This window comes from Prevotella sp. P5-64 (genome assembly GCF_002251285.1).
In the GTDB taxonomy this organism is placed as follows: domain Bacteria; phylum Bacteroidota; class Bacteroidia; order Bacteroidales; family Bacteroidaceae; genus Prevotella.
Window position 1 is genome coordinate 58,465 of sequence record NZ_NPJK01000061.1, and the last position, 16,080, is coordinate 74,544.

Below are 16,080 nucleotides of genomic sequence, written 5' to 3' on the forward strand. Positions count from 1 at the left end.
AAGATGGAGTTGCAAAAAGGGAATATAGAAAATCTGTTTTATCAACTGCTGCGTATGGCGTTAGGCAGGCAGGTTTGCTTGCCGCATACACCGAACGAGCAGGAATGGAAGGCACTTTATGAACTTGCCAAGAAGCAGTCGCTGATAGGTGTTTGCTTTGCTGGAGTACAGAAGCTACAGACACAACGGCAGGAGCCTCCGGAAATGACCTATCTCACGTGGATGGGCATGGCTGCTAAGATACAGCAACGAAACGAGGTTGTGAGCCGGCAGTGTGTGGAACTGCAAGGGCAACTCGCTGCGGATGGAGTGCGGTCGTGCGTGCTGAAGGGGCAAGGTGTAGGGGCTCTCTATCGAGTGCACGAAAACGAAAACGATAACAATAAAAACTCTTCTGATCTCTCCATGCTTCGCCAGTCGGGCGACATCGATGTATGGGTAGATACGGACGAAGAGGGTGCGTTGCGTTGGGTGAAGAAATATCAGCGAGAGTTGGATTTTGACTACAAACATGTTCATCTGGATGTATTAGAAGGGACATCGGTTGAGGTGCATTACAGACCTTCGACCTCGCGTGTGCCTTGGTACATGAAACGAGTGGAGCATTTCACCCGTGAGAAGACTTGCTGGACGAATGCTGTTGCGCTGGGTGATGGCATGGTGAATGTGCCGTCACTGGAGTTTAATCTGGTATTCATCTTGCAGCACATCTTTGGGCATCTGTTTGCCGAGGAAATGACATTGAAGCAATATCTGGACTATTACTTTGTGCTGAAACAAGCGCATGAGAAAGGTGCAGATGTGCAGGAGGCTTATCGCTGGATGCAACGCATGGGTATGGGCAGTTTTGCAAGGGCTACGATGTGGCTGCTGCGAGAGGTGTTCGGAATGCCTGAAGAATGGATGATATGTGAGGCGGATGCTGATGAAGGACGTTTCCTGCTGGATCGTGTCATGGCAAAGGAGCAGAAAGCGAAGAAGGGTGAGCATGGTTCTGTGCGTTGGCATCTGTCGGTGTTCTGGGCTCAACAGAACAAAAACCTGCATCTTCTGACTCATTATCCGCTGGAGGTGCTTTTCTCGCCCATCTGGCTTGCTAGGCATTTCTTCTGGAAACGCATCTGGAAAATGAAACATAAGGAGTTGTTTGTATGAATATGCTTAAATCATTTGGCAAGGCTCTATGGGCGTTTTGCTCGTATCTGTTTTGGCCACAAAAAAAATAAAAGACAAAAATTATGATACTAAAATGGTTTTTCGACCGTGTGGTCGCATTCGTGGGACTATGTTTCCTATGGCCGGTATTGCTGATTGTGGCAATAATGGTAAAAATTAAGATGCCTGGAGGTCCTGCAATATTCACTCAAAAACGTGTAGGAAAAGGTGGAAATCTATTTACTTGCCATAAGTTCCGCACAATGATTCCTGTGAAGAATAACGAAGGAAGCAATGCCAAGAAGGGTGATAAAAACTGGAGTTCAGTTTCCGTAGCTGGCGACAATAGAATTACTCCGTTCGGTGCTACCCTTCGTCACTATAAACTTGACGAACTGCCTGGATTGTGGGATGTGCTGATTGGCAACATGTCGTTTGTAGGGCCTCGTCCCGATGTTCCGGGGTATGCCGACAAGCTGGAGGGGGATGATCGGGATGTGCTGAAACTTCGTCCTGGAATCACCGGACCTGCAACGCTGAAGTACCGTCTGGAGGATGAAATGATCTCTGAATATGTGGCAAAGAAGCAGGCAGAGGGAGACACTCGCTCGATGCAAGAGATTGCCATAGAGTATAATGACAAGGTGATTTATCCTGACAAAGTACGTCTCAATTGCTACTATTATCGTCATTATTCATTCTGGAAAGACATTGAAATGATATTTGCCACTGTGCTCGGGTTTAAGGTGAAGTTTGCTGGGGAGGAAGTGTGAATGCTTTCTTACCATAATCCTTTTGCCGCATAACTGCAACGACGCTGGCGTCTAAGAAAATGAATTGTCAGCTATGTCCAATATGCTTGTCCATTGCAAATATTTGATGTTCACAAAAAGAAATGTGAATGAAAGCTTTGTGGGTAGTTGGAATAATCGTAAATTTGTTGGGAATTAGCTCCTCTTGATTTTGTGGTAATACGATGGCGACAAGAGGTATTATATATTAATCTCATATATCTATGCGCACAAATAGCTTTGACTTTGAAAGAGCTCTGAAGAAGATGGAGAGGTTGCGAAAGAACAATCGTTCGCAAGAAGAGATTATTGATGACCTGAAGCGCGAATTGGTCACAATAAATGAACTCTCTCTGCTTACGCATGCGATGAGATTGATTGTGGAACTTGATTGCCGAAAGTCTTCCGAACTATATATAAATGTGGAGTCGCCCATGAAACAGGCGCTCTATCTGATAGATGTCTATTATTCTATTGCGGACAGAGATGGGATAGAGGATATAACCGATGCCAAATGGGATGTAATCTCGCAGTTGCTGGATGAGATGGAAATGGCTTATTTCAAGGCAGTAGGGCTTCCGAATGGCGGAGATGTCTTTCATGATGAGCGAGACGAGAAACTCGAAGTCCAACTGTCTTCGTTCCTTTTCTATTTCAGCAATGGCAAGTTGTGCTATGAGGAACAGACGCTTGATAGGTTGATGCGTAGCTGCAAACCTTATGACGATGTGATACGAAATCAATTTGGATTTGGAGTTGATGATGCCGTAAAGTTTGTGCTGCATGTTCGTGATCTGAACAATAGGAAATATACAGAAACGATATATAAAGGAAGCAAGTATCACTATTATAGTCAGCATCCCGAAGAATGGACTAAACTTGTGTCTGGATACATTGATAAAGGAATCGATCCCAGTGACTGGGCAAATCAGCCTGAATTGAAAGGTGCGTTTGATTTCCTTCTGATTAATCCGGGAGAGATATGTATCCATGGCAAGGATGAAGTTGAAAATGTAGACATTGACCGAGACAGTCTGCTAAATATAATACATTTTCTTCTTTATGACCCACAGCGAGCGATAGATGCAGGGACTGTATATTATGCAGACAAGCGTCTCTCGGAAGAGATGCCGCTGTTCAAGGTGGGTGATAGATATATTTGCCCCATCACTAAATTTCTTATAGAAGCGTTGTATTATCGGCTGTCGGCAGAATTGCAAAGGAAGGTAAGCAAATATAATGAAAGGAAAGGCGAGGTATTTGAGACCAAGGTGTTGGACGTCTTCCAACGATTCTTTCCGAGCAAAACGCGTTTTTATTCGAGTTATACGATAGATGGAGTATGCGAGAATGATTTGTTGATCAAGTTTGGCACCACTTGGATTGTTGTGGAATGCAAAAATTTTGGTTTCCGTGCCCCCTTCAGGGATGCAGAGCGGGGCTATGATCGCATAAAAACAGATTTTGCTAAGGCAGTCCAGTACGGCTATGACCAATGTAAACGTATAGAAGATGCTCTCTGTAGTGGCAACGCTGTTGATCTATATGATGCAAAGCACATTGGCAAATTGTTGTGTCATGTCGCGCCCCAAGAGATAGGTGATGTGTGGTCTGTGGTGGTGACAGATTACAACTATGGGCCTATTCAAACGGATTTGTCTAAGTTGCTCAACAAGGAACCTGACGACCTTTACCCATTGTCAATAGGTATCGATGATTTGGAAACATTCTTAATTCTGATGAAACGGTTGTGGAAAGGAGTTGCTCCATATCGTTTTGTCGAATATCTTGATTATCGAGAACGCTATCAGGAGCATGTAAAATGTTTTGATGAATTGGAACTTGCGGGCCTTTATCTTTGTGATAGAGACCAGTTCAAGAAGTTTGCTGATGTTGACTCTACGGTCATTACTACTCCCGAAATGGGTGAGATCTTTGATGCTTACTATCGTGTAGGCTTCGGTTTTCCTAATGAACTAAATTTCGAGGTCAAACGTCATTATCGACTACCGAAGTATTCTAAAACGTTTGTGATGGATGATCTGGCAGAACTGAGTCAGGAGTATGGCGTCAATGCCAAGGATAATCATTAGCGTGTTTATCATATCCATCTGTCACCTTATCTTGTTAGTGATATATAAGTGGTATTTTTCATGTAGAGTTTCATAGACAGACGTTTTACTAATAGGTTATTTGTTCTATAAGCTCTTGCAAATGTCAGCCTTTTACTATTTTTTCTTGCGTTCTAATGCGTCCGCATTGCATCCTGGCATTATTTGTCTACAGTTATAATCTTCTTGCAGAATAGTCCTCTTTGGTATTCTTCCGTAGATTCTTATCTATATCATCGTAATGCTTTGTACTCATAGTAATATCTCTCCATTAACAGTTTTGGAGGGAATTATTGCATATGCATGAAATAGCGCAATACGCAAAGCGCAAGGACTCTTTAATAGTGCGATAATCTTTTGTTTGAAACGTTCAACAATATAATAATCAGTGGAAAAACTTTAATTAATTTCTATTATGGAAAGGAAAACTATTTACTTGTGCCTTGCCCACATGAGTGAGGCTGGTTTGGAACAGAAATATGTGAAGGAGGCATTTGATACCAATTGGGTGGTGCCGATGGGGCCTAATGTGAATGCGTTTGAGAAAGATTTGGAGGCTTTTGCCAATAGTAAGAGCGATGGCTCTGAGGCTCTTGACCGCAAGGTCGTTTGCTTGAGTGCTGGTACGGCTGCTGTGCACCTGGCGCTGATAGGCTGTGGCGTGAAGGCCGGCGATGAGGTCCTTGTGCAGAGCTTCACCTTCTGTGCTTCTTCGCATCCTATCACTTATCTGGGTGCCAAGCCTGTGTTTGTGGGTTCTGAAGACGAGACCTGGAACATGGATCCTGCGTTGCTCGAGAAGGCCATTCTGGACCGCAAGGCGAAGACGGGCAAGTTGCCGAAGGCTATCGTGCCGGTGGCTCTCTATGGTATGCCTTACCGTATCGACGAGATTATGGCTATTGCCGACAAGTATGGTATTCCAGTGGTAGAGGATGCCGCCGAGGGTATGGGCTCACGCTTCAATGGTCAGGTGCTTGGTACGTTTGGCAAGTATGGTGTGCTGTCATTCAATGGCAACAAGATGATTACCACTTCGGGTGGTGGTGCGCTTATCTGCCGTAACGCAGAGGATGCCAACGAGGTGATGTGGTATGCTACCCAAGCTCGTGACGCTTACCCCTATTATCAGCACACCGCCATCGGTTACAACTATCGTATGTCTAACGTGTGTGCCGGTATTGGCCGTGGGCAGATGACGGTGGTCAATGACCATATTGCCCATCATAAACATGTGCAATCACTCTATGAGGAACTGCTCAAGGATGTAAAGGGCGTACATATCCACAAGCAGCCTGCCGACCCACGCTATGACGCAAACTTCTGGCTTTGCGCTGCAACATTGGATACAGATGTGAAGATTCAAGGTCAGGAGAATGCCTATAAGGAAGTTATTAAGACTGCCGTAGGTGGTGCAGCAGGTGTAATCCATGCTGTCGATTCGGCTGTGACCGACTGCCAACCCAATGAGAATGTAGAAGCGCTGCGTGTATTTATGCTCGCCAAGAAGGTGGAGTGTCGTCCTGTATGGAAGCCTATGCACAAGCAGCCTGTCTATGCCGATGCGCCTGTATATACAAATGGTGTGGAGGAGGAACTCTTCAAGGTGGGATTCTGCCTGCCCGCTGGCCCTTATGTCACCGACGACGATGTGCGTTACATCGTGGAGTGCATCAAGGAGGCTATCGTTGGCTAAGGTGTGTATAATAATAAGGTGGGCGGCGATGCTTTCGTCGCCCTTTTGAAGAATAATGAAAAAGTTAGTTTGGGCCATCTTCGCTTTCTGCAGGTTTCTTCTGATTCCGCGGCGAGCGAACAGATTGCCCAACGATTGAAGAACATGGAGATAGACAAAGACTTGTTGAGCCATCTCGTCGACATGGCCAAGGCCAGTCCGCGTCTGCGCCATAGCCATGACTTGCGTACCTCACAGGCTGACAATAGTCAGCGGATGCTTTGTGCCTTGCTGCCTGGTACCGACGTGCCCATTCATCGCCACCCGCAGAGTACGGAGACGGTGATGGTGTTGTGTGGCAAGTTGGTGGAGGTCATCTATGATGATGGTGGGCGCGAGGTGGAGCGCATCAGCCTTGACCCTCAGGCGGGTGAGTTTGGATGTGTGGTGCCGAAGGGTGCTTGGCATACGGTGAAGGTGCTTGAACCATCGGTCATCTTTGAAGCCAAAGACGGTGGATATGGCGTAGATGGTAGTGAGGTGTGGAGTGGAGGGAAGGACAAAACGGCTTTCTCCAACAGCCTTGGTGACCTGAAGAAGAACGTGGAATATCTCATCGGCATGGAGCGCCAGCAAGGTGCTGTGGATGTGTCACCTGAGTATATCGCCCGCGTGCTGAATGAGCCCGTGGAGGATGTCAGACGGGTGATGGAGGAGATGGCGTAGGCCGTTTCGGTTCTTTGTCTGCGGTGGAGATGCAGTTATAGCAGTCCGCATAGGGGATATGTGGCTATAGGAGAAATGCTGCAGCGATACTATGCAGAAGGCGGATGTACAAGATGATGAGTCTTGGGCATCCGCCTTTGTCGTTCGTCAGGGTTTGAGCTGGTTTGATGGTGACATTATACGAATTTTATATGGTAATATAGCCTCTATTTCGGAAGATTGATGGTAACGCCTTCGGCTAATCGCAACTCCTGTAGAGTTGCTAAGAGGGTGGGGGATGATACCCAGGGTAGAGGCGCTGCGCACCTCAACCCTGGGCTGGGAAATCGCAACTCCTACAGAGTTGCCTCTGGGTGCGTACCAACTCGTATAATCTCAACTCATAGCAAGGATAGGGATTTGCATGGCCTCAACCTTGAGGCTGAATGACGCAGGCACCATGGTAGGAAAAGCGGCCCATGGCCGATTAAAAAGTCCGGCTGTGGCGGTAAATAGCAATAGCCTCCATTTCGGAAGATTGATGGTAATGCCTTCGGCTAATCGCAACTCCTGCAGAGTTGCCTCTGGGCGCGTATTGGCTCATATAATCTCTACTCATAGTAAGGATGGAGATTTGCAATGGCTTCAACTCAATCCTGGGCTGGGAAATCGCAACTCCTACAGAGTTGCCTTCGAGGGCGTATTGGCTCATATAATCTCTACTCATAGTAAGGATGGAGATTCGCAATGGCCTAAACTTTGGGTTGCGAAAACGGTAGGACTGGGAAAACGCAACTCCATTAGATTTCCGCTATGCGCAGTGACCTTCGGTTTAGAATTGCCTTTGGGTACGTAAAGTGGAGCTGTCTGTTAACGTGAATAGAAAACTTGTGATAAAATGGTGGGAGATGGACTTTGGATTGGTTTGGCGGCTTGATTTGGTGATTGCGTGGTCGGAATTGGTGATTTCGTGCTTAGAAATGCTCGTTTCTGTGTTTGAAATCAAGTTTGGTGTAATGGCGCCATATGTTGTCTGAGCAACAAAATAGTGCAATCTATTATTTTTCTTGTGAAAAAGATTGGAAGAGTAGAAGAAAAAGCGTAATTTTGCATATTAAGGCAATTGTGTTGTCTCTATTGGAAATCATGATTATTGTATGGCAGTCGTAAGATTGGATAATATCAAGGCGGAAACGTTCAGATGGGCGTTTGTCCGCGCAGGCTACAATGAAGCGGAAGCTGTTGCGGCTTTCCCTATGTTGGAGTCGTGGCTGTCTGGAGAACAATTGCCAACACTTCGCCAGCTTGAGAAGTTTGCTGCCAAGTTCTTTGTGCCTATGGGTTTCCTGTTCTTGCAGCAAAAACCAGTAGAGACCGTTCCATTCCCGATGTTCCGTGGCAGCGCTGGTATAGACAATAATTTCGATTTGAATGTCTATGATACGGTTATGAACATTCAGAGTCGCCAGGACTGGCTGGAGGAGTATTTGCAAGACAATGTGATGGATACTTGTCAGATAGTTGGAACCATTACGCCCGCCACTCCTTTTGCCGAGGCAGTCCGTAAGCTGCGTACCGCTTTGGGCCTTGAGTGCGAATGGGCATTCAGCCTTGCCAATGTTGAAACGGCAGTAAATGTGTTGACGGAACACCTTGAAGAAATAGGTATCTTCGTCGCATTCAATGGCGTTGTTGGCAACAATACTCATAGAGTCCTTAAAGTTGAAGAGTGCAGAGGTTTCGCTCTTGTCAATGATACAGCCCCATATATTTTTGTAAATAGTGCAGACAGCAAGTCGGCCCAGATGTTCACATTGATACATGAGACAGCCCATATCATGCTTGGTATTAGTGCTGGCCACGCTGGAGAAAGTATTGCCATGCAAAACCATGTCGAGAAATATTGTGATATGGTTGCTGCCGAATTCCTGGTGCCCGAGAACGTGTTGCGAGAATTGTGGAATGGTGATATCAAATGGATGTCAAGACGCTTCAAAGTAAGCGAACTCGTCATTGCACGAAGAGGGCATGACCTGAATCTGCTCAGCGATGAGGACTATAACCAGTTCTGGCATGAATACTCCAATCGTCCCATTAACAAGAAAACATCTGGTAGTGGCGGAAGTTTCTATTTGACCAGCGTAAAACGTGTGGGAAGGGCTTTTGCTATCCATGTGAGAAACGCTGTAAACAGTCGTGTGTTGAGCTATACTGATGCTTTTAGATTGACGGGATTGCACGGAGGAACATTTGAACATTTTATGAATAATAATATATAAGGTCATGGCATATCTGATAGACAGTAATATATTTATACGTTCGAAGAATGAGATGCCAATGAATCTGTGGCCTACGTTCTGGCAGCGAATGACCGATATGGTAAATAGCGGCGAGTTGTTTATCAGTACCAAGGTTAAGGAGGAAATAGAGCGGGGTAATGACGAGCTGACAGAGTGGCTGAAACACTCTGCGCCAAAGACGTGCTTTGTCGGGCTTGATGGCGACGTCATGCGTATGTATGGAGAGGTCCAGGCATGGGCTGGTACAAAGTCATTCACTCAGACCGCCAGAAATGTGTTTGCTACTGTTGCCGATGCCTATTTGGTAGCTACTGCTGCTGCGAAGAATATGACACTGGTAACGTATGAGAAATCAAACCCAAACAGCAAAGCCCGTGTCTTGATTCCAGATGCCTGTGAAGCGGTTGGCGCCAATTATTGTGATTTGAACGCGGTGCTGCGCGGTATGGGAGTCGTGATATGATAATCTGCACAAAATGGATTCGAGCGTTATAAGTATTTAAGACACAACTTATAACGCTCGAATTGTTTCTGTACAAAAGAGATGTGGGCTCTCTTCAATCTCTGCAGATTTCCAATCCTGTCAATATAGAGTTGAATATAGCGAGTGGGGTGGTGGTTACTTCGCCGTGATGTGGAAACAGCCTTGGTGGACTTCGTATTTTATCCAGCAGCGGTCGTTCTGCCTCATGTCGCGCAGCACTTCGCTCAATATCCATTTCAGCGTGTCGTTGCGCACCACGCGGCGGCGCTCGCCTGGGGCTTCTACTGTCTTGTAGCGGTTGTAGGCGATGTCAAAGGTGGTGCCATACATGTGGCAGCTGTTCTGTGTGGCGTTGGAATTTCGTCTGCGCAGATGGGTCACATCCTTCTTGCTACGCAGCACGCTGGTCACGATAATCTTGTGGAGTGGCACTCCCTTGGTCTGAAGGCTGTCGAAGAAGGCGCGGCCTATGTCCTGCAAGAGTACGGAGGCGCGGGGCACGAGATAGGGGATGCTGTTGTGTAGCCGGTCGGTATAGAAGTAGGGGTTGGCGCCGATATATACCAGTTCGCTCTTGCGGCGTTCTGCTTCGTGCTCGTCTGCCACGGGCGACACGCCATGTTTCCGGGCTGAGAGCATCTGTACATCGTTCTGGTCGGGAAAGGTATTGCCGAAATTGGGCACGCTGAATATGCGGTTGCGCGCTGGGGTTCCGTCGGCGTTGAAAAAGCGTGTGCGCTGGCTGATGGGGGTGGCCTTCAGTGTGCCTTTGAGCAGCGCTGCGGTGTCTGCGGCCAGTGTGCTGTCGGCTGTCGTCGCTACGGGAGTCTGTGTCTGAGCGGAGCGGGGCATATCGCCTGCCACCGAGGGGAAGATACATCTCACCATGCCGAGCACCACCACTGCGATGCAAAAACCTTGTATATATCTTTTTCTACTTACGTTCATCAAATCTATGTATTTGTGCGCAAAGTTAGTAAAAAATCAACACTTTATGGTCAAGTATCACAAGATTTTTGTAAATTTGCACCTAAATTTAAATGGGTATCAATTGATAGAGAAACATATTATATTAGAAGATATCGACCCACTCATATTCTATGGGGTAAACAACAGCCACCTGCAAATGATAAAGTCGCTGTTCCCTAAACTGCGCATAGTGGCTCGCGATAATGTGATGCGTCTTCTCGGCGATGAGGAAGAAATGGCCAAAGCCGAAGAAGATATTGAAACCATAAGAAAACATGTTCTGAAATATAACAGTCTGAACGATGAGGACATACTCGACATCATCAAGGGCGAGGCGACCAAGGCCGATGCCGTGAAGGATGTTGTGGTCTATTCGCTCTCAGGCCGACCTATCAAGGGGCGCTCTGAAAACCAGCAGCTTCTGATAGACTCGTTCAACAAGAACGACATGATATTCGCCGTGGGACCTGCCGGAACCGGAAAAACCTATCTCAGTATAGCCCTCGCCGTGAAGGCTATGAAGGAGAAGAACGCCAAGAAGATTATCCTGTCGCGTCCGGCCGTCGAGGCTGGCGAGAAGTTGGGTTTTCTGCCCGGCGACATGAAGGATAAGATAGACCCCTATCTGCAGCCGCTCTACGACGCTCTGGAAGACATGATACCGGCAGCCAAGCTGCAGGATATGATGGACAAGCACATTATCCAGATAGCTCCCCTGGCCTTCATGCGCGGTCGCACGCTGAGCGACGCGGTGGTAATACTTGACGAGGCTCAGAATACTACGCCGGCGCAGATACGCATGTTTCTCACCCGTATGGGATGGAATACCAAGATGATCATCACCGGCGACATGACCCAGATAGACCTGCCCCACGAGCAGAAGAGCGGGCTGAAGGAAGCTCTGCAGCTGCTCAGCGGTATCGAAGGCATCTCGGTGGTAGAATTCAACAAGAAGGACATCGTGCGCCACACGCTGGTGACACGCATCGTCAATGCCTACGAAGCCTACGACAAGGCACGACACGGCGAAAAGGAATTGGAATTCAAGGACTAAACTCAATAAATAATGAAAGCTCTAACGAAAACAGATTTCAAGTTTGAAGGACAACAAAGTGTGTATCATGGCAAGGTAAGGGATGTGTATGACATCAACGACGACCTGATGGTAATGGTGGCTACCGACCGTATCTCTGCCTTTGATGTAATTCTGCCCAAGGGCATACCCTTCAAGGGACAAGTGTTGAACCAGATAGCTGCCAAGTTCCTGGACCAGACCCAAGACATCTGTCCCAACTGGAAGCTCGCTACCCCTGACCCCATGGTTACCGTAGGTCTGAAGTGCGAGGGATTTCGTGTAGAAATGATTATCCGCGGTATACTTACCGGTTCGGCATGGCGCGACTATAAGAACGGCTGCCGCGAGATATGTGGTGTGAAGCTGCCCGAAGGCATGCGCGAGAACGAGCGTTTCCCCGAGCCCATCATCACTCCTACCACCAAGGCTGATGAGGGTCACGACCTCAACATCTCCAAAGAAGAGATTATCCGTCAGGGTATCGTCTCTGCCGAGGACTATGCCGTGATGGAAGACTATACCCGCAAGCTCTTTGCCCGCGGACAGGAGATTGCCGCCAAGCACGGACTGATACTGGTAGACACCAAGTATGAGTTTGGCAAGCGCGACGGCAAGGTATATCTCATCGACGAGATACACACTCCCGACTCGAGCCGCTACTTCTATGCCGAGGGCTACGAGGAGCGTTTCGCCAAGGGCGAGCCCCAGCGCCAGCTGTCCAAGGAGTTTGTACGCCAGTGGCTGATCGAGCACAACTTCATGAACGAACCCGGACAGACCATGCCCGAGATTACCGATGAGTATGCTGAGACCATCAGCGACCGCTACATCGAGCTCTACGAGCAGATTACCGGCGAGACGTTTGACAAGACAGCCGAAGACGGCGACATCGCTGCCCGTATCGAGAAGAACGTGGCTGCATATCTGGCTACCCGCAAGTAGAACTATGTACGCACAGGAGAAGATTAAGCCCTACACAGGCAAGGCAGAGAAAGGCAAGATGGTGAAGAGCATGTTTGACACCATCTCGCCCACCTACGACAAGCTCAATCTGCTGATGTCGTGGGGCATCGACCGCCGCTGGCGCAAGGCTCTCATAGACAGTCTGAAGCCCTGGCGCCCCCAGCACATCCTGGATGTGGCTACGGGCACCGGCGACCTGGCCATCCTTGCCGCCAAGAGTCTGGCGCCCCAGCAGGTGACCGGCGCCGACTTCTCTGAAGGCATGATGGAGATAGGGCGCGAGAAGGCTGCGCGAGAGGGACTGGGCGAGATCATCACCTTTGTCCACGAAGACTGTATGAACATGTCTTTTGCCGACGAAACCTTTGATGCTGTCACAGCCTCGTTTGGCATCCGCAACTTCCAGAGCCTCGACAAGGGTCTGGCCGAGATGTGCCGTGTGCTGAAGAAGGGCGGTCGCCTCGCTATCGTCGAACTGACCACGCCGCAGCGCTTCCCGATGAAGCAGCTCTTTGGCCTCTACTCTCACACCATCCTGCCGCTCTATGGCAATCTGATCAGCCATGACGTCAAGGCATACCGTTATCTGACGCAGACCATCGAGGCTTTTCCTCAGGGAGAGCAGATGACGGAGATACTCAAGAACGCCGGCTTCGAGGAAGCCTCGTTCCGGCGCCTTACCTGTGGCATCTGCACCCTGTATCTTGCAACCAAATAACATATTACAGTTATGGACAAATATGGATTAATAGGCTATCCCTTAGGACACTCGTTCTCCATAGGATATTTCAATGAGAAATTCCAGAACGAGGGCATCGATGCCGTGTACGAGAACTACGAAATCCCCGACATCTCTACGCTGCCCGAGATTCTCGACTCCAATCCGGAGCTGAAGGGGCTCAATGTGACCATTCCCTACAAAGAGCAGGTAATCAAATATCTGGATGCCATTAGTCCGGAGGCCAATGCCATAGGTGCTGTCCACGTTATCCGCGTCACCCACAAGGACCGCAAGACTATCCTCCAGGGTTTCAACAGCGATGTGATAGGTTTCACCAAGAGTATAGAGCCCATGCTGGAGCCCTGCCACAAGAAGGCGCTGATACTGGGTACCGGCGGCGCGTCGAAAGCCATCAACTTCGGGCTGAAGTCGCTGGGTCTGGAGACTCTCTTTGTGAGTCGAAGCAAGAAAGAGGGTGCCATACGCTATGAAGATGTGACTCCCCAGGTGGTGAAGGAGTATAACGTGATCGTCAACTGTACTCCCATCGGCATGTATCCGCACGCTGACGAATGTCCCAACATTCCCTATCATGCCATGGACATGCACACGCTGCTCTACGACCTCATCTACAATCCCGACGAGACTCTCTTCCTGAAGCGGGGCAAGGCGCATGGCGCCACCATCGCCAACGGACTGGAGATGCTACTCCTGCAGGCATTCTCGTCATGGGAATTCTGGAACGGCAAAGAACAACTATAATATATATAATAAGGTATAGGCGGGCCGACAGGGCTGCCAGAGCAAACAACACAATCAACACGACAAACAATGACAGACAACAGATATATGATGCGTGGCGTAAGTGCCGCCAAAGAAGATGTGCACAATGCCATCAAGAATATAGACAAAGGCATATTCCCACAGGCCTTCTGCAAGATTATCCCCGATATCCTGGGCGGTGACCCCGACTACTGCAACATCATGCACGCCGACGGCGCCGGAACCAAATCATCGTTGGCCTACATGTACTGGAAGGAGACCGGCGATATCGATGTGTGGAAGGGCATAGCCCAGGATGCCATCGTGATGAACACCGACGACCTGCTGTGTGTGGGTGCTGTCGACAACATCCTGGTGTCGAGCACCATCGGCCGTAACAAGATGCTGGTGCCTGGTGAGGTAATCTCTGCCATCATCAATGGTACCGATGAGCTGCTGGCTGAGATGCGCGGGATGGGTATTGGCATCTATCCCACTGGTGGTGAGACCGCCGATGTGGGCGACCTGGTGCGTACGATCATCGTAGACTCGACAGTGACCTGCCGTATGAAGCGCTCGGACGTGATAGACAATGCCAACATCCGTCCCGGTGATGTCATCGTGGGTCTGAGCTCTACCGGTCAGGCTACCTATGAGAAGCATTACAATGGCGGTATGGGCAGCAACGGTCTGACCAGCGCCCGCCATGATGTCTTTGCCAAGTATCTGGCAGAGAAATATCCCGAGAGCTTTGACCATGCTGTGCCCGACGAGCTGGTGTATAGCGGCAAGTATGCTCTCACCGACGAGGTGGAAGGTGCGCCCGTCAATGCCGGCAGACTGGTGCTGTCGCCCACACGTACCTATGCTCCCGTCATCAAGAAGATGCTCGACGAATGTAGAAGCGAAATCCACGGTATGGTACACTGCACCGGTGGAGCGCAGACCAAGGTGCTGCACTTTGTCAATGACAACTGCAAGGTGGTCAAGGACAATATGTTTGCCGTGCCTCCTCTCTTCAAAGCCATCCACGATTGCTCGGGAACAGACTGGAGAGAGATGTATCAGGTGTTTAACATGGGTCACCGCATGGAAATCTACGTCGCTCCCGAAACTGCAGAGAAGATAATCGCCATCAGCAAGAGTTTCAATATCGATGCCCAGGTAGTGGGTCATATCGAAGAGGGCGAGAAGAGCCTTACCATCCATTCTGAATACGGAACATTCAATTATTAATATATGGCAGAAAACAACAGCATATTATCTAAACTCGACGGACTTGAAAGCCGATACGAGGAGGTTTCAACCTTGATTACCGACCCTAATGTCATTGCCGACCAGGAGAGATATGTCAAGTTGACCCGTGAATATAAGGACCTGGGCGACATCATGGATGCCCGCAAGAGATATATCGACTGCATCAACTCTATCAAGGAGGCTAAGGACATACTGGCCAACGAGAGCGACCCCGACATGAAGGAGATGGCGCGCGAAGAGTTGGCAGAGAACGAGGCTCTCCAGCCCAAGCTGGAAGAAGAAATCAAGATTGCCCTCGTACCCAAAGACCCTGAAGATGCCAAGAACGTGCAGATGGAGATACGCGCCGGAACCGGTGGTGACGAGGCTGCCCTCTTCGCCGGTGACCTGTTCCAGATGTACAAGAAGTACTGCGACTCCAAGGGTTTCACACTCTCCGTGACCAGTGCGTCGGAAGGTGCCGTGGGTGGTTTCAAGGAGATAGACTTCGCCGTGAGTGGTGTGGATGTCTATGGCACATTGAAGTATGAGTCGGGTGTGCACCGTGTGCAGCGTGTTCCTGCTACTGAGACTCAGGGCCGTATGCACACCAGTGCCGCCACCGTGGCAGTGCTGCCCGAGGCCGACAAGTTTGAAGTGACCATCAACGAGGGTGAAATCAAATGGGATACCTTCCGTTCGAGTGGCGCCGGAGGTCAGAATGTGAACAAGGTGGAGTCGGGTGTTCGTCTGCGCTATATGTGGAAGAACCCCAACACCGGCGAGACCGAGGAAATCCTGATAGAATGTACCGAGACCCGCGACCAGCCCAAGAACAAGGAGCGTGCGCTGGCGCGTCTGCGTACGTTTATCTATGACAAGGAGCACCAGAAGTATGTGGACGATATCGCCAACCGTCGCAAGTCGCTGGTATCTACCGGTGACCGTAGTGCCAAGATACGTACCTACAACTTCCCCCAGGGCCGCGTGACCGACCATCGCATCGGTTATACCACCCATGATCTGCAGGGCTTCCTCAACGGTAACATCCAGGATATGATAGACGCTCTCACCGTGGCCGAAAACGCTGAGCGTCTGAAGGAAAGTGAACTCTAAAACAAATAGCATTGACG

At 49.0% G+C, this 16,080-nt stretch carries 14 protein-coding genes; 13 read left to right on the forward strand and 1 reads right to left on the reverse strand.

The window, feature by feature from the left end; genetic code table 11:
• The first annotated feature begins 3 nt into the window (after positions 1–3).
• The 7 genes from CIK87_RS10865 to CIK87_RS10905 all read left to right on the forward strand — a co-directional run bounded on the left by CIK87_RS10865 (position 4) and on the right by CIK87_RS10905 (position 9,200).
• On the forward strand, positions 4–1,155 hold the full coding sequence (locus CIK87_RS10865; RefSeq protein WP_094387184.1) for a nucleotidyltransferase family protein: 1,152 nt from the start codon (positions 4–6) through the stop codon (positions 1,153–1,155).
• An 83-nt stretch (positions 1,156–1,238) separates the two neighbouring features.
• Positions 1,239–1,928 (forward strand): sugar transferase, encoded by a 690-nt coding sequence (locus CIK87_RS10870; protein WP_094387185.1) that lies wholly within the window; start codon positions 1,239–1,241, stop codon positions 1,926–1,928.
• A 242-nt stretch (positions 1,929–2,170) separates the two neighbouring features.
• Positions 2,171–4,039 (forward strand): hypothetical protein, encoded by a 1,869-nt coding sequence (locus tag CIK87_RS10875; protein WP_094387186.1) that lies wholly within the window; start codon positions 2,171–2,173, stop codon positions 4,037–4,039.
• Between the two features lie 433 nt (positions 4,040–4,472).
• Positions 4,473–5,753 (forward strand): DegT/DnrJ/EryC1/StrS aminotransferase family protein, encoded by a 1,281-nt coding sequence (locus tag CIK87_RS10880; protein WP_094387187.1) that lies wholly within the window; start codon positions 4,473–4,475, stop codon positions 5,751–5,753.
• A gap of 144 nt (positions 5,754–5,897) precedes the next feature.
• Entirely contained in the window at positions 5,898–6,458 is a 561-nt protein-coding gene (locus tag CIK87_RS10885) for a WbuC family cupin fold metalloprotein (protein WP_094387213.1), read from the forward strand.
• Between the two features lie 1,151 nt (positions 6,459–7,609).
• Positions 7,610–8,716, forward strand: coding sequence for an ImmA/IrrE family metallo-endopeptidase (locus tag CIK87_RS10900; protein WP_254046549.1), 1,107 nt, complete (start codon positions 7,610–7,612; stop codon positions 8,714–8,716).
• 4 nt (positions 8,717–8,720) lie between these two features.
• A complete protein-coding gene (locus CIK87_RS10905; RefSeq protein WP_094387191.1) occupies positions 8,721–9,200 on the forward strand; it encodes a DUF4411 family protein in 480 nt (159 codons plus the stop codon).
• 156 nt (positions 9,201–9,356) lie between these two features.
• Here CIK87_RS10905 and CIK87_RS10910 read toward each other — a convergent pair whose 3' ends face one another.
• The gene (locus CIK87_RS10910; protein ID WP_094387192.1) at positions 9,357–10,169 is read right to left on the reverse strand and encodes a DUF5715 family protein; all 813 of its coding nucleotides are present in this window, start codon (positions 10,167–10,169) and stop codon (positions 9,357–9,359) included.
• Between the two features lie 103 nt (positions 10,170–10,272).
• Between CIK87_RS10910 and CIK87_RS10915 the strand changes: the two genes are divergently transcribed.
• The 6 genes from CIK87_RS10915 to prfA all read left to right on the forward strand — a co-directional run bounded on the left by CIK87_RS10915 (position 10,273) and on the right by prfA (position 16,063).
• Positions 10,273–11,244 carry a PhoH family protein gene (locus CIK87_RS10915; protein WP_094387193.1) on the forward strand — a complete coding sequence of 324 codons (972 nt, stop codon included), beginning with the start codon at positions 10,273–10,275 and terminating at the stop codon, positions 11,242–11,244.
• A gap of 12 nt (positions 11,245–11,256) precedes the next feature.
• On the forward strand, positions 11,257–12,207 hold the full coding sequence (locus CIK87_RS10920; RefSeq protein WP_094387194.1) for a phosphoribosylaminoimidazolesuccinocarboxamide synthase: 951 nt from the start codon (positions 11,257–11,259) through the stop codon (positions 12,205–12,207).
• Between the two features lie 4 nt (positions 12,208–12,211).
• Positions 12,212–12,946: a bifunctional demethylmenaquinone methyltransferase/2-methoxy-6-polyprenyl-1,4-benzoquinol methylase UbiE gene (gene ubiE, locus CIK87_RS10925; protein WP_094387195.1), complete on the forward strand. Its 735-nt coding sequence runs from the start codon at positions 12,212–12,214 to the stop codon at positions 12,944–12,946.
• A 12-nt stretch (positions 12,947–12,958) separates the two neighbouring features.
• Entirely contained in the window at positions 12,959–13,711 is a 753-nt protein-coding gene (locus CIK87_RS10930; RefSeq protein ID WP_094387196.1) for a shikimate dehydrogenase, read from the forward strand.
• Between the two features lie 69 nt (positions 13,712–13,780).
• On the forward strand, positions 13,781–14,947 hold the full coding sequence (locus CIK87_RS10935) for an AIR synthase-related protein (protein ID WP_094387197.1): 1,167 nt from the start codon (positions 13,781–13,783) through the stop codon (positions 14,945–14,947).
• A gap of 3 nt (positions 14,948–14,950) precedes the next feature.
• Positions 14,951–16,063, forward strand: a complete 1,113-nt coding sequence (gene prfA / locus CIK87_RS10940; RefSeq protein WP_094387198.1) for a peptide chain release factor 1 — start codon at positions 14,951–14,953, stop codon at positions 16,061–16,063.
• Positions 16,064–16,080: the final 17 nt, after the last annotated feature.

Excerpts from the sequence above, each read along its gene's own strand:
- CIK87_RS10865 (WP_094387184.1), top strand. The coding sequence starts at position 4 with ATGGAGTTGCAAAAAGGGAATATAGAAAATCTGTTTTATCAACTGCTG.
- CIK87_RS10870 (WP_094387185.1), top strand. The coding sequence starts at position 1,239 with ATGATACTAAAATGGTTTTTCGACCGTGTGGTCGCATTCGTGGGACTA.
- CIK87_RS10875 (WP_094387186.1), top strand. The coding sequence starts at position 2,171 with ATGCGCACAAATAGCTTTGACTTTGAAAGAGCTCTGAAGAAGATGGAG.
- CIK87_RS10880 (WP_094387187.1), top strand. The coding sequence starts at position 4,473 with ATGGAAAGGAAAACTATTTACTTGTGCCTTGCCCACATGAGTGAGGCT.
- CIK87_RS10885 (WP_094387213.1), top strand. The coding sequence starts at position 5,898 with ATGGAGATAGACAAAGACTTGTTGAGCCATCTCGTCGACATGGCCAAG.
- CIK87_RS10905 (WP_094387191.1), top strand. The coding sequence starts at position 8,721 with ATGGCATATCTGATAGACAGTAATATATTTATACGTTCGAAGAATGAG.
- CIK87_RS10910 (WP_094387192.1), bottom strand. The coding sequence starts at position 10,169 with ATGAACGTAAGTAGAAAAAGATATATACAAGGTTTTTGCATCGCAGTG.
- CIK87_RS10920 (WP_094387194.1), top strand. The coding sequence starts at position 11,257 with ATGAAAGCTCTAACGAAAACAGATTTCAAGTTTGAAGGACAACAAAGT.
- ubiE (WP_094387195.1), top strand. The coding sequence starts at position 12,212 with ATGTACGCACAGGAGAAGATTAAGCCCTACACAGGCAAGGCAGAGAAA.
- CIK87_RS10930 (WP_094387196.1), top strand. The coding sequence starts at position 12,959 with ATGGACAAATATGGATTAATAGGCTATCCCTTAGGACACTCGTTCTCC.
- CIK87_RS10935 (WP_094387197.1), top strand. The coding sequence starts at position 13,781 with ATGACAGACAACAGATATATGATGCGTGGCGTAAGTGCCGCCAAAGAA.
- prfA (WP_094387198.1), top strand. The coding sequence starts at position 14,951 with ATGGCAGAAAACAACAGCATATTATCTAAACTCGACGGACTTGAAAGC.